Raw genomic sequence first — 19,474 nt, forward strand, 5'->3', positions numbered from 1 at the left:
TTGTAAGGATTAATCATGGGTAAGAATGTCGTAGTTTTAGGTAGCCAGTGGGGCGATGAAGGTAAGGGTAAAATCGTTGATTTACTTACCGAAAAGGCCTCAGCAGTAGCACGTTTCCAAGGTGGCCACAATGCTGGTCATACGTTAGTTGTCGATGGCAAAACCACTGTCTTGCATCTTATTCCATCAGGTATCTTACGTGAAGGTGTTACTTGTTTTATTGGCAATGGCGTCGTGCTAGCGCCTGATGCTTTGTTAAAAGAGATGAAAGCGCTTGAAGACAACAACGTACCAGTACGCGAGCGTCTACGTATCTCACCTAATTGCCCACTTATCATGCCTTATCATGTAGCCCTCGATCAAGCTCGTGAAGCCAAACGCGGTACAGGTAAAATCGGTACCACAGGTCGCGGTATCGGTCCTGCGTACGAAGACAAAGTTGCGCGCCGTGCTATTAAGCTTGCTGACTTATTCCGTGATGATTTAGAAGAAAAGCTACGTAACCTTATCGAATATCATAATTTCCAATTGACTCAATACTACAAAGTTGACGCCATCGATTTTGATGAGACGTTTAAGCTGTGCCAAGAGTGGAAAGAAGAGATTAAGGGTATGGTAACTGATGTCACTGAAGACCTTAATCAGTTGCGTCTGGCTGACAAAAACTTAATGTTTGAGGGTGCGCAAGGTACGCTACTTGATATCGATCACGGTACGTATCCGTTTGTGACCAGCTCAAGCGTCACGGCAGGCGGTGTATCGACTGGTACTGGCATCGGTCCATTATATTTAGACTATGTGCTTGGTATTACTAAAGCTTATACCACACGCGTTGGTAGCGGTCCGTTCCCAACAGAATTGTTTGATGATGTTGGTGCTCACTTAGCCAAAGTCGGCCATGAGTTTGGCGCGACCACTGGCCGCGCGCGTCGCTGTGGCTGGTTCGATGCCGAGGCATTACGCCGTGCTGTTGTACTGAACTCTATGTCAGGTATCTGCTTGACTAAGCTTGACGTATTAGATGGTTTAGAAGAGTTGCTAATCGGTGTGGGTTACGAATTACCAGAGACTGAATGTGCAGGCGCGCATGATGCCGAGTTTTATGAGTCAGTAACGCCTAAGTACGAAACGATGCAAGGTTGGAGTGAGTCTACCGTTGGTATTACCAACTATGATGACTTGCCAGAGAATGCTAAAAAATACATCAAGCGTATCGAAGCACTGATTGGCTGTCCTGTTGATATTATCTCAACGGGTCCTGACCGCGAAGAGACCATCGTATTACGTGATCCGTATGATGCGTAGATAAATAGAACAAACTATTGAATGACGAAACCCTAATGTCCAGCTTAGAACTAACATTAGGGTTTTTTATAAAGATTAATAATATTGGTAGATATACAATATATAGTATGTACCTCTTACTTTTAGTGAATGCAAAATTTACGTTTAAGTAAGCTGGTATCAGAATTACCCCTATCATTTATAGCGTCAATCATTATAATAGGCAGCAATCATGTGTTGGCGCTTATGTTTTCATATTGGTAAAACATGAGTCATTTGAATCAGTCCAAGTCAGCATTGTGGTCAAAGTTTAAATCATATTTTTAATTCTTATTTAACTTACCCTTTATTAGGAGATTTTTTATGGCTAACGAACGTACTTTATCTATCATCAAACCTGACGCTGTCGCTGGCAACCACATCGGCGCTATCTATGACCGTTTTGAACAAGCTGGTCTAAAAATCGTTGCAGTCAAAATGCTACAACTTGATGATGAAAAGGCAGGCGGTTTTTACGCTGAGCACGCTGAGCGTCCATTTTACAATGACCTAAAGTCATTCATGATGTCAGGTCCAGTATTGGTTTCAGTATTAGAAGGCGAAAATGCTATCGCTAAGCATCGCGAAATCATGGGTGCAACCAATCCAAAAGAAGCAGAAAAAGGCACTATCCGTGCTGATTTTGCTAGCAGCATCGATGAAAACGCGGTTCATGGTTCAGATTCAGCTGAATCAGCTAAGCGTGAAATCAGCTACTTTTTCAATGATGATGAAGTTTGTGCACGTACGCGCTAATAACAACGATTATTGATATCAGCTTATGGTGTTGATTATCAGTAGTTGGTTTTGCAAGGACGGCTTATACTCTATTGAGTATAAGCCGTTTCCACTATTATTGAAAAATTTTATATTTTGTTGATTATCTTTTTTTTGACAAACCATTATTAAGCTTATTGGTTGTTTTTGTTGAAATTTATTACTATGTCCCTCATTATTGGTTTTCAATCATTTAATTAGCGTTATCAACCCCTTATCAGCACTTTATCGATATGAAAATTATCTGCATTCTATATATGATAAGTTTTGCGCTCATAACGGATTGCTCAATGCAGCATTTAATTGTATTACTACGCTCATGGCTTATGCCAAAAGGTTACCTATTATGTCAACGATTCAAACACCCACTCAGCACATACCCAACAAGCGCACTGATAGCATCAAGCTGGTAGATGAAGCGCAGGCAAAAACCAACCTATTAGGTATGACGCAAGCACAGCTCGCTGATTACTTTAAGAGCATCGGCGAAAAGCCATTTCGGGCGACGCAAGTGATTAAGTGGATATATCAGCATGGAGTGACCGACTTTGAGCAGATGACCAATCTAAGCAAGTCGTTACGCGATAAGCTGTCTATGCATGCATGTGTGACCCCGCCAAAAGTCATTCATCGTCAATACAGTGATGATGGCACGCGTAAATGGGTGTTTGAGGTGACGGGTGGCTCATTGGTTGAGACGGTGCTAATACCAGCAGATGACAGTAAGTCGAACGGCCGCAAAACTCTATGTATCTCATCACAAGTCGGCTGTGCACTGGATTGTAGCTTTTGCAGCACAGGTAAACAGGGCTTTGAGCGTGATTTGAGCGTCGCTGAGATTATCGGGCAGTTGTGGGTCGCCAACGCTTCTTATATGGCGGACGAAAACGACAGCTTAGAGAACGTCGATCATAGCTTATGGGAAAACAACGTGACCAACGTTGTCATGATGGGCATGGGCGAACCATTATTAAACTATAAGCCAGTGGTCAGCTCTATGGAGCTCATGCTTAGTGATCATGCTTATGGTCTATCGAAACGCCGAGTCACTTTATCGACGTCAGGTGTGGTACCCAAGATGTATCAGTTAGCAAAAGATATTGATGTAGCCTTAGCTATCTCACTGCACGCACCCAACGACGAATTACGTAATGAGCTGGTGCCAATTAATAAAAAATATCCGTTAAGCGAGCTGATCGCTGCGGCAAAAAATTACGTCTATGACGTTAATCCGCGCCACAAAAAACACGTCACGATTGAATATGTCATGTTAGATGGCGTCAATGACAGCAATGAGCACGCCAAACAGTTGGTTGCATTACTTGATGGTCTCCCAAGTAAAATAAACCTGATACCGTTCAACCCGTTCCCGCATGCGCCTTATGATAAATCAAGTAACAACCGTATTCATGCGTTTAGCAATATTTTGAGCGAAGCTGGCTTTGTTTGTACCATTCGTCAAACACGCGGTGACGATATTGACGCAGCATGTGGTCAATTAGTCGGACAAGTCGCTGATCGAACCAGACGGTCAGCAGCATGGCAACAAAGCATTAAAGATCGCGATGCTAAGGGTAACGCTGCTGTCTAATGAGTGACGGAGTGACAGTAATAGTGGCTCAGTCTAAGACAAGAAACAGATAGGGTTACGTTCCTATTGGTTTTAGTAAATAATATTTATAACCATAAAAATGCAGTCATAGTAACTAAATTGTACTTAAGGGGTCCAAATCCATTAAACTAATGGCTCATTGGAACTCTAGTGTTAAATTCACAGTACTAAAACTCAGTTTTATGATGGCGGCTATGATGATGTTTGAATATTTTTGTCAATTTAAGACTCAGCGTAAAACTTCTTTAATAATGAATGAGCCCTCAGTTGCGAGTGCTTATCAAAAAACAAACTATACTATCTCTGGTAATCCAAAGTCTAGTAGCCCAAAAAGTCGGCTGATGGCTAGTGCAATAATTGCCTTATTACTAGCAGGTTGCCAAAGTACATCAACAGATGGCTTAACTGGAAGTACGCGTTATCAAACGTCTACTCAGCCAAGCGATATTCGTAATCTTGACAAGCAAGAGATCGCTCGCGTACGTACATCGCTTGCCGCGCAATACATTCGCAAAAATGAGCTTGATACCGCGCAGCGTCAACTCGAAAAAGCTTTTGCTGCTGATAGCCGATACGCGCCAGCCTATGATATGATGGGCGTTTTGTTACAGCAAGAGGGCAGCCGCCTCAATCTTGAAAAGGCCGATCAATACTTTAAAAAAGCCATCTCGCTTGACAAGGATTTTGATCAAGTGCGTAACAACTACGGTGTCTATTTATCACAGATGAAGCGTTATAGCGAGGCGGCAGAGCAGTTTGAGATTGCAGGTGCAGCACTTGGTTACGAAGGACGTATTGGTGCACTTGAGAACCTAGGGCGCACTTACCTACAATTGAATAACCATCCCGCGGCAGCCAAAGCATTTTTACGGGCTTTAGATGGTAATCGTAATAGCTTGATCGCTCATATTGAGCTGGTCGATTTGTTGCTTGAGCAGCAGCGTGTACAACAAGCACAACGGCTTTATGATGAGACTTTATTGCTTGTACAAGGCCAAGGGATTAGTCCTAGATTGCTTCTGCAAGGTATTAAGCTTGCCGCCGTTCAAAATGATAGAACCACGCGTCAACAATTAGCACAACAGCTATTATCTGCTTATCCATTAAGTGATGAAGCAAAACAACTTAAGACTTGGCTTAACAATCCAGAGGCATCATGGAAATGAACAACCCATCATCAAATCATCAGTCTAATGCTCAGGGATCATTTGGTGCCACGCTGCAGCAAGCCCGCAAAAGTAAACAGATCAGTTTAAAAGAAGCCGCCAGTGAATTATTCATCTTAGAGCGTCATTTAAAAGCACTGGAAGAAGAGGATTTTGCCGCTTTACCGCAAGTTACCTTTGCGCGTGGTTTTGTCATTAATTATGCAAAATTTTTGCAGTTGGATCCCACAAAAATCGCGAAAAGCTTTGATGCAGCGTATCCAGATGAAATGAGAGCGCAGTCGGTGAGTAACATTGATACACCGCTGCGCCCAATGGGAACCTTACAACGTGATAGTCGTAGCCGCATCCGCTTTAACCCGTTGTTGATTCTTGCAATCATAGGGCTTATTGTATTGGCGGTATTTTTATTCCGTATGGTAACCAATGCCAGTCAAGATAATGCTACATCTATAACAGCCGTTGAAGACTTATCAGCATCAGAACAAGCGCAAGGAGCAGCGGTTGATACTCAGTATGATAGTACTGGTTTAGATAGTGTGGGCGCGTCTGGTTCTGCACTCAATCTGGATAGTAGTAGTGATATCAGTGCGGTCACATTGGACGTTGAGATCACAGACACTACCAACGTAAATATTACGGATGCGTCTGGTAACAGTCTGATGTCAGGCAGCCAAACCAGTGGTAACTATAAACTGCTTGGTACACCGCCATTTAACATCCAGATTGATAATATCGACAATGTAAAACTATTACTTAATCAAGACTCGGTTGCGTTAAATGAGTATGCAACCGATAAACAAGCAAGCTTTGCTTTAGCGCCGTAATGATTTGATCGTTACAGGTTTAATAATCTGTCATGATGATATTATTACCACTTTAAGATTGCTTATATTTTTTTATCTTTTGTTCTGATTAAAGGATTCTTTATGTCCACGTCATCGCCTATTACTCGCCGCCCTACTAAAAAGATCTATGTCGGTGATGTCGCGATTGGCGGCGATGCACCGATTAGTGTGCAAAGCATGACCAACACTGACACTTGTGATGTAGCCGCAACAGTCGCTCAGATTGAGCGCTGCGTTGATGCTGGTGCTGACTTCATGCGCGTCTCGACTCCGACGATGGAGACAGTTGAAGCGTTTGGTAAGATTCGTAAACTGGTGAGCGTACCCTTGGTTGCTGATGTGCATTTTGATCATAAGATTGCACTGGCAGTTGCCGAAGCGGGAGCAGACTGTTTGCGTATCAATCCAGGCAATATCGGTAGCGATGCCAAAGTACGTGAAGTTGTGGCCTGTGCCAAACATCATAATATTCCAATTCGTATTGGGGTGAACGCAGGCTCCTTAGAAAAGGACATTCAGCGTAAATATATTGAGCCAACAGGCGAGGCGATGCTTGAGTCAGCGATGCGTCATATCGATATATTGGAGCGTCTAAACTTCGATCAATATAAAGTATCTGTCAAAGCGAGTAATGTGTTTTTGACTTTGGATGCGTATCGTTTAATATCGGCACAGATTGACAATCCGCTACATCTAGGGGTCACTGAAGCTGGGGTATATCGTACTGGCGCTGTCAAATCTGCAATCGCGCTTGGTGGTTTATTATTAGATGGTATCGGTGATACTATTCGTATCTCTTTAGCAGCAGAACCAGAAGAAGAAATTAAAATCGGTTTTGATATCTTAAAATCACTCAATATTCGTTCTAATGGTGTAAACTTCATCGCATGCCCAAGTTGCTCTCGTCAAGAGTTTGACGTGATTAAGGTAATGACTGCGTTAGAAGCTCGTTTAGAAGATGTGCGTGAGCCCATGAATCTATCAGTGATTGGTTGTAAAGTGAACGGTCCAGGAGAGGCAAAAGAGTCCGACATCGGAATCGTAGGCGCAGCTCCCAAATCACTGGTATACCGCATGGGTGAAAAAAGTCATCTTATCGATACCAATAATCTGGTTGATGAGATTGAGAGTATGGTACGTGCTCATGCAAGCGAGCTAGAAAAGTCACGTGAAAATGAAATTATTAGAGTTAAATAGCTGACACCAAAACTATTCATCGCCCATTGTGAATCTGTGAGTAGTAAATCATTAGTAAGCATCTAAGCGCTAGTAGTAACGATAATAACAATACAGACAGTCGTTATAATATTTGAGGATATAACCGAATCATGATCAAAGCTATTAAAGGGTTTAATGACATTCTGCCAGAACAGGCAGCGAAGTGGCTACAACTAGAAGCTGTGTTGGCAAATGTATTGGCTCGTTACGGTTACGAAAATATTCGTCTGCCCATCGTTGAGCAGACTGATCTCTTTGCTCGCGCTATTGGCGGTGCGACTGATATCGTTGAAAAAGAGATGTATAGCTTCGCTGATAAGTCTGAGCCACCAACACCTCTGACCTTGCGTCCTGAAGGTACAGCAGGGGCAGTGCGTGCAGTGCTTGAGCATAACTTGCTACGCGGTGATACGCCAAAACTTTGGTATATCGGCCCTATGTTTCGTTATGAGCGCCCGCAAAAAGGACGCTACCGTCAGTTTCATCAGATAGGGGTAGAGAGCTTTGGTAGCGCGTTGCCAGATGCTGATGCTGAGCTGATTGCGATGACCCATCTGATGTGGCAAGAGCTGGGTCTCAAAGATGAGATGCGTTTGCAATTAAACAGCTTGGGCGAAATCGATGAGCGCCGTGCCTATCGAGATGCTCTAGTTGCCTACTTAACGGACAAGCAAGATCAGCTTGATGAAGACAGTAAGCGCCGTTTGACTACCAATCCGCTACGGATTTTGGACAGTAAAGAGCCAAGCACCCAAGCACTGCTTACTGATGCACCTAAGCTTGCTGACTTCTTAGGGACAGAAAGTAAGGTCCATTTTGAACAAGTTCAAGCGTACTTAACGACGCTTGGTATAGATTACGAAATCAATCCGCACTTAGTTCGCGGTCTTGATTATTATAATAAAACGGTTTTTGAATGGGTTACTGATAAGCTTGGTAGTCAAGCAACTGTCTGTGCTGGTGGGCGTTATGATGGTCTGATTGGACAGCTAAAGTCTGTCGGCACACGTAACGACAAGCCAGTTAAGTCTGAGCCTGCTGTTGGTTTTGCAATGGGTCTTGAGCGTTTATTGCTACTTATTGAAGCGGTAGCTCCTATGCCAAAAATGTCAGTCTGTGATGTCTTTGTCGTTGCGCAGCCAGAAGTCTATGGGTTTGGTATCAATTATGCGCAAAAGTTACGTGATAGCCGTCCAGATTTGCGGGTTAAGATGGCAAGTGCAACCAGTATGAAAGCACAAATGAAAAAAGCGGATAAGTCTGGTGCAGCCTTAACGGTTATTATTGCACAGCAAGAGCTTGACAATAACACAATCAGTATTAAAGACATGCAAACTGGCGAACAGCAATCAGTTGCCCAAGAGTGGCTGGCAAGCACAAAGAATTTTACACGTCTGTAATTACGTTAGTGGTAGCGTCTGGTAGAATGACCAGCGCTCACTTGCCGCTCAGTAATTAGATTTTAGCAACTAGATTTTATCAGGTAAACAAACATGGTTCAAAATACCCAGTCGCCAAATACAGACAACTCTATGCAAGCGCTCAAGCAATATGGTAGCTATATCTTAACAGCTATTTTATTGGCCTTAGCCGGTTATTTTGGCTGGACATATTGGCAAGAGAATCACGCACGGGTAGATACCGTAGCCGCTGATCAATATGCTGATATTCAAAGACTTAACGAAGAAGTAAGTCTGGCAGCACAGAACCCAGATCTAGAGGCTGAAGCATCCACAGCACTCGCTGCTAGTCGTGCTCAGCTAAATGATGACATCGATGCATTAGTCAGCACGCATGGTAAGTCGGTTTATGCTTGGCAAGCCTTGATGATCAAAGCTCGCCAACAAGTCGATAGCGATGATTTTACGGGTGCGACTGAGACTTTAGAAAAGGCATTGGCCATAGATTTAGGGGATGCAGGTTTAAATGCGATTACGCGTTTGCGTTACGCTGAAACATTGTTGTCAGCAGGAGACATAGATGCAGCACTAGCAGAAGCTAATAATGATATGCCAAGCTCATTTGAGGCCAGCCAACAAGAGCTACTAGGTGATATTTATTTGGCAAAAGGTGACGAAGATGCTGCTATTAAAGCTTATACTAATGCTTGGAGTCTGATTGGTAAACGTCAAGAGACTAGAGCAGTACTGGCATTAAAAATGGAGAGTCTGGGTATTGTACCTGAACCCATCGATGAACCTGCTAGTCTTATTCAAGCAGCTGCCATACCAGAACCAACAGCAGCGCAAAATGCCAGTGCAGATATTCAGAGCGACGTTAACAATAGTAACGATTCTGACCAAGCAGCGCAGTAAATCCGTATTATAATCAACAATAATGTATATCGTAGACAATGATAATGCTACCGGTGACAGCTTTTTAAGCCAATAGCATAGTCCGTTTATTGATAGTTAATTTATTCGTAATGAGAGCAGACAATGACCCTATCTAATCGCTTCAGTAAAAGAACCAAAAATAAGACCATGAAGTCGACCGTCATGAACGTGGCGGCTTTGGCGCTGATGACGACTGCTGTTGTTGGTTGTAATCGCGGTATTAAGCCGGTGGTAAACGATCCAGTTGAACTGGTACAAATTGCCCAACCTATTAGTGTGCTGCAGCCGGTATTTAGCGTTGATGTTGGTAATAAAAAGGCAAGTAAGAAAGATCCTCTCGCCTTACAAGTTGGCTACAGTAATACCCAAACTGTCGTCGCCTCACGTGGAGGTGAGTTGACAGGTTTTAATAATGCAGGCCAGCGTTTATGGTCAATAGACGTCGGTGAGCAAATCACTGGTGGTGTAACAGTAGATCCACTGAGTCAGACTGCTATTATAAGTACACGCAGTGGTTTGGTAATGGCTTTTGATAGCACAACTGGTGCTAAGCGTTGGCAAAAGCAGCTGTCAGGTTCAGTATTAACGCCTGCGCTAATTAGTAACAATCGAGTCGTTTTGTCTGCTAACGATGGTTTTTTACATGGCTTGTCTTTACAGACCGGTCAGTCGATTTGGCAATTTGCGACTCAAGTGCCGGCTATTAGCGTGCGCGGTAGTGCAGCACCAACATTGTTAGATGACAAAACTGCATTACTTGCTACTGCTGATGGTCGTCTTCATGCTATTACGATTGATAATGGCTTGCCGCAGTGGTCAAGACGTGTTGGTGTCGGTGCTGGCAGTAGTGAAGTTGAGCGTATGAGTGATGTCGATGGTATGCCTGTTGTCGATAATAATCAGCTATACGCGATCAGTTACAGCGGTCAGTTGTTAGGGATTGATTTAGCGTCGCGCCAAGTCATGTTCGTAAACGATCTGGCCAGCTTAAAATCACTTGCTGTAAACAATCAACAAGTCATTGCTACCAGCTTAGAAGGTAAAGTTGTCGCTTACGATCGTAATAATGGTAATATGTTATGGGAGAGCGAAGCGCTTGCTTATCGCGATTTGACAAATCCTGTCATGATTGGCAATTATATTGCTGTCGGTGATCTTGAAGGAGTCGTGCATCTGTTTAATCCTGCAAACGGTGATATCGTGAGCCGGGTGCAGACTAAGGGCGCATTGACTAACCTACAAGTGCAAGGCAGTCGGTTGATGACGCAAAGTACTTCTGGACAAGTAGCTATCTGGCAATTAGCACGCTAAGTAGCAAGTGATAACGCTATCTTGACTTACTTTTACATTGTTAGTGTGCTTTATTGAGCAATCGTTGTTAATAAAGATATTATGCTATAACGCTTAAACGCTGCTTTGTCAGCGTTTAATGCCTTGTATAGACAGTGCGTTTCACGTACTCTATGCGCCTTTATGATAAGTGCCATGATTTACAGTTGATGGGATGTTTTTTACTATTAGTCCATCATCTACCCCACTAAAAGACTATTATCTTTTATAATAGGTTCTTCGTCTTTATCATTCATTTAAGTTTGCGGTCATATGACACCTATTTGTTGTTATTGACCATTATTGAGAGTAACGCATGAGTATCAAGCCCGTGGTCGCGCTAATTGGTCGCCCCAATGTAGGTAAATCTACTTTATTTAATCAATTTACCAAAAGTCGTCAGGCTTTGGTTGCTGATCTATCCGGTTTGACTCGTGACCGTCAATATGGTGATGCTACCTATGAAGGCAAATCGTTTATCGTGGTAGATACTGGCGGTATCGGTGAAGCCGATGATGGCAGGGGAGACATCGATGACTATATGTCTGAGCAGTCGCATACTGCAATTCATGAAGCTGACATCATCGTATTTGTGGTTGATGCACGGGCTGGTATGATTGGGGCTGATGCAGAAATTGGTAAGTTTTTGCACACCCTAGGTAAGCCAGTATATGTTGTTGCCAACAAAGTTGATGGGACGCATGATTCTGCACCTGCAGAGTTTTATGCACTAGGATTGGGTGAGCCTTATCCAATGGCTGCCAGTCATGGTCGCGGTGTCGGTAATTTACTAGAAGTCATCACAGCTGATATGCCAGAAGATGTCGATACAGGTGAGCCGGAAGGGCTTAAACTGGCTATCATTGGGCGTCCAAACGTAGGTAAGTCAACTCTTGTTAATCGTCTATTGGGTGAAGACCGAGTCGTTGTATTTGATATGCCTGGTACGACGCGTGATAGTATCTATATCCCTTATAAGCGTGATGGCAAAAACTACGTATTGATTGATACTGCTGGTGTACGTCGCCGTGGCCGTATCGATGAAAAAGTAGAAAAATTCTCTGTTATCAAAACCTTGCAAGCGATAGAAGACTCTAACGTCACCGTCATTGTAATCGATGCGCAAGAAGGCATCGTTGATCAAGATCTTCACATGATTGGTTATGCCCTCGATGCAGGTCGAGCATTAGTTGTTGCGATTAATAAATGGGATGGGCTAACTCATGAGCAAAAAGACTATATCAAGATTGAGATGGAGCGTCGTTTTAACTTTATACCCTATGTAAAAGTGCATCTGATATCTGCGTTGCATGGTACTGGCGTAGGTAATCTGTATCCTTCTATTTTACGCGCCTACCAGTCTTCGATGTTTGAGGTATCTACCAACCGCTTAACGCAAATATTGCAAGACGCAGTCATTGCAAACCCGCCGCCAACTGTTGGTGGTCGCCGTATTAAACTGCGTTACGCCCACATTGGTGGTCACAATCCGCCAGTCATTGTCGTCCATGGTAATCAAACAGGGTCATTGCCTAAAAGCTACCAGCGTTATCTTGAAAATCAGTTTCGCCAAGTATTTAAGCTTGAAGGCACGCCGTTGAATGTGGTCTTTAAGCTGAATGAAAATCCCTATGCTAACAAAAGCGATACGCCAACTAAAGCCAAAGCTCAGCAACTGCTACAGCGTCAACGTAATCGTAAGCAAAAGTACTCAAAAAGTCACAGAAAAACAGATAAAAAACGATAATTGAAACCTCTAAAGACTTCTGCAATAGAGGTCTTTAGGTCAGTTGCCTGAAAATTTACTGATAGAGTTTATTGGTTTTTTTATATTATTACCATTTATCGTAAAATAAACAAGCCATACACTTATGAGGTATTATAAGTCAAAGCCATCATAAATTGATTGATTGACATGAGTATAAGTTCTTCTAAAAACATACCCACGATTATTCGTAGTTCTGTATTACAAGCTATCGTTGTGGCCGTTTTTGCAGGCTTCTTATTGTCTTTTGTTTATACATTCGTCTATAACTATCAACAAAAACGTCTACACGTTCAGCAGTTGGGAGAAATGCTTGCAAATAGTGCATCAACCCCCGATGGCGCAAACTTAGTTGCTCGGCAAGTCAGTATATTGCTGGATAATGACCCATTCTTACAAAGTATTTTATTCTATTCAACTGATCAACCTATTGATTCATTGAGTCAAGGCAACATCGATAGTGTGAGTAATAATTGGTATAGCGCTTGGTTTGCCGATACGGTCAGCTTTAATTATCCAGTCACCAGTCGTTACCTTACAGGTAGTAGTATCCAACGCGCCAACTCCTCCCAGCGTCTCACTAACGCATTGCCTATCAATGTGAAAGATACGTCAATATCAACCACTCCGTTAGCTGCGCGTAATACGTTGGTCGGTTATATTAATATTACGTTGGACATGACGCAGCTACGTTGGTATTGGGTACGGGTTAACCTATTGTCATGGCTTGCAACTACTATTTTAGGAGTTGTCGTTATTTGGTATATCCTGCGCAAACTTAACTGGCCAACCAAAGATATTATCGAGCTTGCGAAAGTGTGTGAGATAGCAGCGAACAACCCTGAGCTTAAGCAGCTACCTACTATTCAACAGCGCTTCGAATTCGAAGAGCTTATACGTATAAAAAAATCTTTTATTATTCTATTTGAACGCTTAAGAGTGGCGCAGCAGGATTATCTCGATCTTGCAGACTTTGAGCGCCAACTTCACAATAAAGACTTGTCCCTTGATATGCAGCGCTCAAACTTTCAAAACATGATTACTCATGAGCTAAAAACTTCTCTTAATGCCATTACGGGTGGTTTGCAACTTTTAGATAATCAATATCTTAATGATGAACAAAAAGACACATTGGCTATTATTCATAAAGGCAGTCATCACTTAGAGCTGACTCTTGAACAGATTATTCAGTTAAATAGAATAGAAAAAGGCCAACTGGTGGTAAGTTTAAGTGAATTTAATCCACTAAAAGTGATCGCTAATCTGATAGAGAGGTTTGAGCCTGCTGCCAGACAAAAGAATCTAGAGCTTATTAGTCGTCTTCATCATGCTGAGTATACTTTAGAAGGTGATATAAGTAAGATTCAGCAAATTTTGACCACATTGATAGATAATGCAATAAAGTTTACTCATACAGGCCAGGTTATTATCGACTCTCAACTGACGCATTTTAATGAAAGTATTCGCTGGCAAGTTAAAGTTATTGATACAGGTATTGGCATTAGCACAAGTTATCTAGAAGATATATTTACTCCGTTTTTTCAAGTTGATTCGTCAGATACTCGTGAGAATGAAGGAGTGGGAATAGGGCTGTCAGTGGTCAAACAAATTGGTCAGCTTTTGGGCGCAGCAATTGAAGTAGAAAGTGAGCTTGGTGTAGGCAGTAAGTTCACCGTTACGATACCACTGCGCCATAAGAGACATACACAGCATGAAGATCTCTTAAAGGGGGTTAACATAGTGTACTATCATCATGATGAAGTAAGCTCGATGGTAGATATGCTAAGAAGACTTGGTGCTAATGTCAACTCACAGCGTAATGGACAATCGATGATGGATTATATTTCAAAAGCGAAAGTAAACGTCATCATGTTTGCAGAAGAGGTGCTACCTGAACAAGTTGCTCAATTAACTAAATATATTCGCAAGCGAGAAACCACTCGTCGCGCATTGTTGGTTTATTGGTATCCGCTACATAAAGAGCGGTATGTAGAGAGCTTTGAATACGATCTAAAAGCTGCGGGTGTAGACTACTGCCACAGTACGGTGCAAGACCCTAAGCTATTGACTGTGTTATTGAAGAAGTGGCTGACATAACTTGATATCATAAAAATTCTAATGAGCAGGCTTCAATCGTTATTAGGTGTAGAGCGTCAAGTCAACATTACGACGCACGCTTTTGGCTGTATATAGAATAAAAAGAATATAGAACAAAAAAGACGCTAATCATTAGCGTCTTTTTTATTTATCAGCCTACTTAAGACAATGGAGCCGCTACTATTTTAATAAGCTTAGAATAGGTTCTGCGCCCAGCGTACCACATGCTGCCACATCCGGCTCATAAAGCCTGATTGTTCGATGTCAGTGGTGGCTACAATAGGTACTGAAGCTACTGCCTTACCATCAATAACTGCTAGCATTTTGCCAATCTTTTGACCTTTTTTGATAGGAGCTTCTATACTTTCAGGGATATCGACGACTGTAGTAATCTTATTTTTTTGTGTTTTAGTGGTTAAGACCTGTAGGGTATCGCCTGTTGCCAGCTCTACCTCGTCTGCCTCACCAAACCATACTGGCAGCTTACTGACAAACTGATTGGACGGTGCTTTTGTCACTGTGGTGAAATGGCCGAAGCCCCAGTTAAGAAGCTCTCGCGACTGATCTGCACGTGCTTGTGGACTTTCGGTTCCCATAATCACAGATATGAGACGCATATCATCACGATTACTAGAAGCAACTAAGCAGTAGCCTGCTGCATTAGTATGTCCTGTTTTTAGACCATCTACTGTAGGGTCTGTAGCCAGTAGCGCGTTACGATTGCCTTGAGTGATACCATTATAGGTAAACTCTTTTTCAGCATAGATGTCATAGTATTCACCACTATTTTTTATAATAGCGCGAGCAAGCTTTGCCAAATCAAGTGCTGAAGCTTGGTGACCTTCATCAGGCATGCCTGTTGCATTCACAAAATGCGTATTATCCATGCCAAGCTTTTCGGCTTGCTCATTCATCAATATTGCAAATGAGCTTTCGCTACCTGCAATATGTTCAGCCATCGCTTTTGAGGCATCATTGCCTGATTGAATAATGATACCGCGTAGCATATCGATGACACTAGCAGTTTTATTTACTGGCACATACATACAAGATTGGCTGCTACTACCGCGACACCATGCATTCTTGCTCATTAGCACTTGTTCATCTTCGGTCAAATCACCTGAGCTTAGACGTTGCTCGATGATGTAACTGGTCATCATTTTGGTTAATGAAGCTGGAGGAAGAGGCTGGTTGGCATTTTTTTGCGCTAATATCTCACCAGTATTATAGTCCATTAATACGTAGGCGGTATTGTCCATCTCTGGAGGTTGAATAGCAGCATTAGCAATGATTGCACTCAAAGATAAGCTGACACCAACGACTACTTGTACCAGCTGTTGTTTTACACGCTTTACTGTCATAGATTGTTACACCACATCATGAAACCCAATGTATCTATCGCCATTCATACTTATAAAAGTATTTGAAGATGACGATTGACATAAAATTAAGGCCTTATCTTAGCAAAATGCTAACCAATGGGGAAACAATAAATACGATAAAAAAGATATTAGCAATATAGAGGAGGGTAGCCGAAAAAAACAGCGTATGGCAAGGCCGTCAAGTCCATACTATAGGATTTAACTGGAATAAAAGAGAGACTATTTAAGTAGTAGGTTAGCGCAAAAAGCTTACTCCTCTCACGATTAATTTTTAAAGTGAAAGGAGCAAGCTTGGTTTATACAAATCATCATGCAAGGCGTATTAGCTATTGGTTAACACTTTTATACTTAGATAGTTAAGCGCTTAGTCAGAGTATTTTATTTTGCGCGCAGTTAGCAGTTAGTATTGTGCATTTGCTAAGTCTTCGCATAAGGCTTTGTTGTCTTGTTTGGAGAACCCAAGCGTCCAGCTACGAATACTTTGCAAAATTTGACGATAATCTTGTTGCGTTGATAAGTACTGTATAGCAGCCTTCGGATCTTCTAAAGACGGCATAAGCTCATGCAATTGTATATTATAAGATTTATAAAAACGTTGTCTTTGTCTTTTGTTTAGCATCGGTGGACAAATTTCAGACAGTACTTGCATAACAGCAATTTCATGTTTAGTAATACTAACGCCAGACATATCCAGAGGAATGGTAGATACATTATTACTAGCTGCATTGGACGTTTGAGCTAACATTGAAGCAGAGGCTATTAACCCAATAATGCCAATCTTTGAAGCTGATTTTAAAACTATTCTTGTCGTTATAGATAATATCGATTGATTCTTCATTCGGTATCACACTCGCTTTACATTATTTAATGGTGTTATGGTAATGGGAAAAAAAATAAAAGTCACATAAAATATTGACTTATGTGTAGATATATTGTGACTTAAGGTCGATTGATAGCAACATATCAGTAGCATCTGTCCCTAAGTTACATAAGCCTTAATAGATAACAGTCTATTGTTGTTCGTTGTTGCCTATTGTAACGAAAAAATAGGCCAAAAGATAACCAACTGGTGTTGGTGCATACATTCATAAAAGCGAATTTTATAAGATTAAACGCATGAACAAGCTTTTGCGAGTATAGTCTCAACTATTTGATTATACTTGATTTTAAGACAGTAAGTGAGAGGTTTGTTTATGACTATGCTTGGTTGAGGTATAATCTTTTTCCATGTCGTATAGTAGTCCGATAAATGTAGGCTTACTTATTGCCACTACTGCGAACCGATAAATCTATTTTAGACCCTGATATGTCATTACATGTTTTTCATTTTTCACTTTCTATATTTTGATTTATTTGTTAAGCGGTGTTACACAAAAGTCGTCTCTTACATCAAGATATCGGTTTATGCTACATGTTTTTAATTGCTAATATCTATGAGATAGCTGGCTATAAGTCAATAGTAATCAGTGATAATACTTAAGTCTGTTGCCAAAAAATAAGTTATAACTATATTGAGCTGCCATGAAGTTTTTAATCAGTAATGATGATGGAATACACGCGCCAGGATTGTTGGCGTTATACCAAGCCCTTTGCCAAATCGGAGAAGTTATAGTTGTTGCACCCAATGAAGAGCAGAGCGGCAGTGCCAGCTCGCTTCATATTTCTCAGCCCTTGTATCCTCATGTCTTGCCATCAGGGTTTATTGCGGTTAATGGCTCACCTGCAGACTGTGTCTACCTTGCGCTCCATGAGCTTTATCCTGATACTCAATTCGATTGCGTCATCACGGGTATTAATTCAGGCGCAAACTTAGGGCAAGACGTCTTGTTTTCGGGTACCTTTGGTGCCGCGTTGACCGCTCAGCTCTTTGGCGTCCCAGCGATTGCAACTTCATTGGTGGGTCATAGGATTAAAGGCAATGGACAGGATCAAACCAGCCACTATCAAATGGCAGCAAACGAGATCGTCAAAATATTGACCAAAACGCCTATATTGGAGGAGCTCAAACGTTTGCCGTATCATGTGCTTAATATTAATATTCCAAACGTAGATACGGCTGAGGGTATTATGGGACGCAAAATCACGCGTCTGGGACATAGCCTAATAGAAAAGCCCGTATATCATATGGTCGATCCACGTGGCCGTGATGCTTATTGGTTGTGTTTGAAAAAATGCCAGAATCTGCCGACCAAAGAGTATGTGGACGCTTCTATTAATACGTCTATTGATAGCTCTGTGAATGATTGTGTCAGTGACAATCCTAAGCTTGAAGGTCAACCGAGAGCAGACAGTAATGACATAAATATTTATACAGATGATAAGGCGGTAGCAGCAGGTTATATCAGCTTATCCCCCGTACGCTTGCATCATACACCAGCGTCTACGCTCAATAAGTTTTCGGCTTTAGCATTATAATTTATCATTAGGATTGAGGTTTGATGAAACAGAGGCTGCTTTTAGCTGCTTTTATAAATAGAGTCGTATTCTATAAATAGAGTCTTATTATGGTTATAATAGCGGCGGTACAACTCTATAAACGGTAAAGATAACAACACGATAGACGTGAGCACTATATTGTGAGTACTATAAAGAACGTGAGCACTATAAAGAATAGGAAACCTTGTATGAAGAAGCTTATTTCTGGGTCACAGTTAGCGACTGCTGCTTTAGTCGGAACGCTGGCAGTTGCGATAACAGGCTGCGCCACTAAGCCGACCTATCAAAATTCTGCACGACCAGCCCCTAAAATTATTACCAATAGTCAAGGTGTCCCCAACTATCATCTTGTAAAACGTGGCGATACGGTTAGCCAGATTGCTTCACGTTATCGCTTAAATTATCGTCAAATCGGAGCGCTGAACGGCCTTGATAGCAAGTATACTATCTATAGTGGCCAATGGCTCAAGCTTTGGCATGGTGAACAAAGCGCGCCCACACGTCCTGCTAGTAACAACAACTATAACGTTGCCACTACGCCTACGACACCGCCGCCTACGACAGGCTCGGCACCTGTTTATGAAGTAACTGCCAATTCGACCGCTGGCTACGAGTATCCTAGTCGTAATCAAGTCCTTCGTAATTTTGATGCTGCATCTGGCAACATGGGCATGTGGTTTGCCGGTAGAGAAGGTGATCCAGTACTTGCCAGTCAAAGTGGAACGGTACTATACGCGGGTGATGGGCTAACCGAGTATGGTAATCTTATTATGATTCGTCATAGTGGTGATTACATTACCGCTTATGCGCATAATAGCCAACTACTGGTTAGAGAAGGCGAAGCGGTACAGCGTGGCCAACGTATTGCTAGTATGGGTAGTAGTGGCCAGACCAATCAAGTAGCACTACAGTTTCAAGTACGCCTAAATGGTAACCCTATAGATCCGCGTGCCGTTTTAGGACGCTAAGGCGTTATTCAACTAAGCTGCTGTTTAGCCTAGGTGTTATTTAGCCTAAGTTAAAAAGAAGCAAATTAAGAGCTACCGTATACTTATAACCTGTCACTACTTTTCATATCGTTGCAAAGCTTTATGAAAAGTGGTGATAGGTTTTTTTATAGAGTGTCGAAATGCTTTAGAGATAACCTGTTAATCAAGCTTGTTTTTTTGTCTAGACAGCTTTTGA

General features: G+C 42.0%; 15 protein-coding genes. 13 read left to right on the forward strand and 2 right to left on the reverse strand.

Annotated features, from left to right (window positions below; all coding sequences use genetic code 11):
• Positions 1-15 precede the first annotated feature (15 nt).
• From BTV98_RS04330 to BTV98_RS04380, 11 genes are all read left to right on the forward strand, one after another.
• Entirely contained in the window at positions 16-1,305 is a 1,290-nt protein-coding gene (locus tag BTV98_RS04330; protein WP_075103018.1) for an adenylosuccinate synthase, read from the forward strand.
• Positions 1,306-1,647: 342 nt separating this feature from the next.
• The gene (gene ndk / locus BTV98_RS04335) at positions 1,648-2,079 is read left to right on the forward strand and encodes a nucleoside-diphosphate kinase (protein ID WP_075103019.1); all 432 of its coding nucleotides are present in this window, start codon (positions 1,648-1,650) and stop codon (positions 2,077-2,079) included.
• A gap of 367 nt (positions 2,080-2,446) precedes the next feature.
• Positions 2,447-3,691 (forward strand): 23S rRNA (adenine(2503)-C(2))-methyltransferase RlmN, encoded by a 1,245-nt coding sequence (gene rlmN, locus BTV98_RS04340; RefSeq protein WP_075103020.1) that lies wholly within the window; start codon positions 2,447-2,449, stop codon positions 3,689-3,691.
• 215 nt (positions 3,692-3,906) lie between these two features.
• Positions 3,907-4,878 carry a type IV pilus biogenesis/stability protein PilW gene (gene pilW / locus BTV98_RS04345; protein ID WP_256713836.1) on the forward strand — a complete coding sequence of 324 codons (972 nt, stop codon included), beginning with the start codon at positions 3,907-3,909 and terminating at the stop codon, positions 4,876-4,878.
• A complete protein-coding gene (locus BTV98_RS04350; RefSeq protein ID WP_075103021.1) occupies positions 4,875-5,705 on the forward strand; it encodes a helix-turn-helix domain-containing protein in 831 nt (276 codons plus the stop codon). Before pilW ends, BTV98_RS04350 begins: the two co-directional genes overlap by 4 nt.
• A 102-nt stretch (positions 5,706-5,807) precedes the next feature.
• Positions 5,808-6,923 (forward strand): flavodoxin-dependent (E)-4-hydroxy-3-methylbut-2-enyl-diphosphate synthase, encoded by a 1,116-nt coding sequence (ispG, locus tag BTV98_RS04355; protein WP_075103022.1) that lies wholly within the window; start codon positions 5,808-5,810, stop codon positions 6,921-6,923.
• Positions 6,924-7,054: 131 nt separating this feature from the next.
• Positions 7,055-8,344: a histidine--tRNA ligase gene (hisS, locus tag BTV98_RS04360; protein WP_058368391.1), complete on the forward strand. Its 1,290-nt coding sequence runs from the start codon at positions 7,055-7,057 to the stop codon at positions 8,342-8,344.
• A gap of 93 nt (positions 8,345-8,437) precedes the next feature.
• Entirely contained in the window at positions 8,438-9,259 is an 822-nt protein-coding gene (locus BTV98_RS04365) for a tetratricopeptide repeat protein (protein WP_058368392.1), read from the forward strand.
• 123 nt (positions 9,260-9,382) lie between these two features.
• On the forward strand, positions 9,383-10,591 hold the full coding sequence (gene bamB / locus BTV98_RS04370) for an outer membrane protein assembly factor BamB (protein WP_075103023.1): 1,209 nt from the start codon (positions 9,383-9,385) through the stop codon (positions 10,589-10,591).
• 334 nt (positions 10,592-10,925) lie between these two features.
• Positions 10,926-12,356: a ribosome biogenesis GTPase Der gene (gene der / locus BTV98_RS04375; protein ID WP_075103024.1), complete on the forward strand. Its 1,431-nt coding sequence runs from the start codon at positions 10,926-10,928 to the stop codon at positions 12,354-12,356.
• Positions 12,357-12,524: 168 nt separating this feature from the next.
• A complete protein-coding gene (locus tag BTV98_RS04380) occupies positions 12,525-14,471 on the forward strand; it encodes a HAMP domain-containing sensor histidine kinase (protein WP_075103025.1) in 1,947 nt (648 codons plus the stop codon).
• A 194-nt stretch (positions 14,472-14,665) separates the two neighbouring features.
• Here BTV98_RS04380 and BTV98_RS04385 read toward each other — a convergent pair whose 3' ends face one another.
• Both BTV98_RS04385 and BTV98_RS04390 read right to left on the reverse strand, forming a co-directional pair.
• Positions 14,666-15,832: a D-alanyl-D-alanine carboxypeptidase family protein gene (locus tag BTV98_RS04385; protein ID WP_075103026.1), complete on the reverse strand. Its 1,167-nt coding sequence runs from the start codon at positions 15,830-15,832 to the stop codon at positions 14,666-14,668.
• A 421-nt stretch (positions 15,833-16,253) separates the two neighbouring features.
• Positions 16,254-16,691: an MCR_0457 family protein gene (locus BTV98_RS04390; protein WP_058368561.1), complete on the reverse strand. Its 438-nt coding sequence runs from the start codon at positions 16,689-16,691 to the stop codon at positions 16,254-16,256.
• 683 nt (positions 16,692-17,374) lie between these two features.
• Here BTV98_RS04390 and surE point away from each other — a divergent pair.
• A complete protein-coding gene (gene surE, locus BTV98_RS04395) occupies positions 17,375-18,268 on the forward strand; it encodes a 5'/3'-nucleotidase SurE (RefSeq protein WP_058368560.1) in 894 nt (297 codons plus the stop codon).
• 209 nt (positions 18,269-18,477) lie between these two features.
• A complete protein-coding gene (locus tag BTV98_RS04400; RefSeq protein WP_058368559.1) occupies positions 18,478-19,257 on the forward strand; it encodes a peptidoglycan DD-metalloendopeptidase family protein in 780 nt (259 codons plus the stop codon).
• Positions 19,258-19,474: the final 217 nt, after the last annotated feature.

The organism is Psychrobacter sp. Cmf 22.2 (assembly GCF_001921745.1).
Lineage (GTDB): Bacteria > Pseudomonadota > Gammaproteobacteria > Pseudomonadales > Moraxellaceae > Psychrobacter.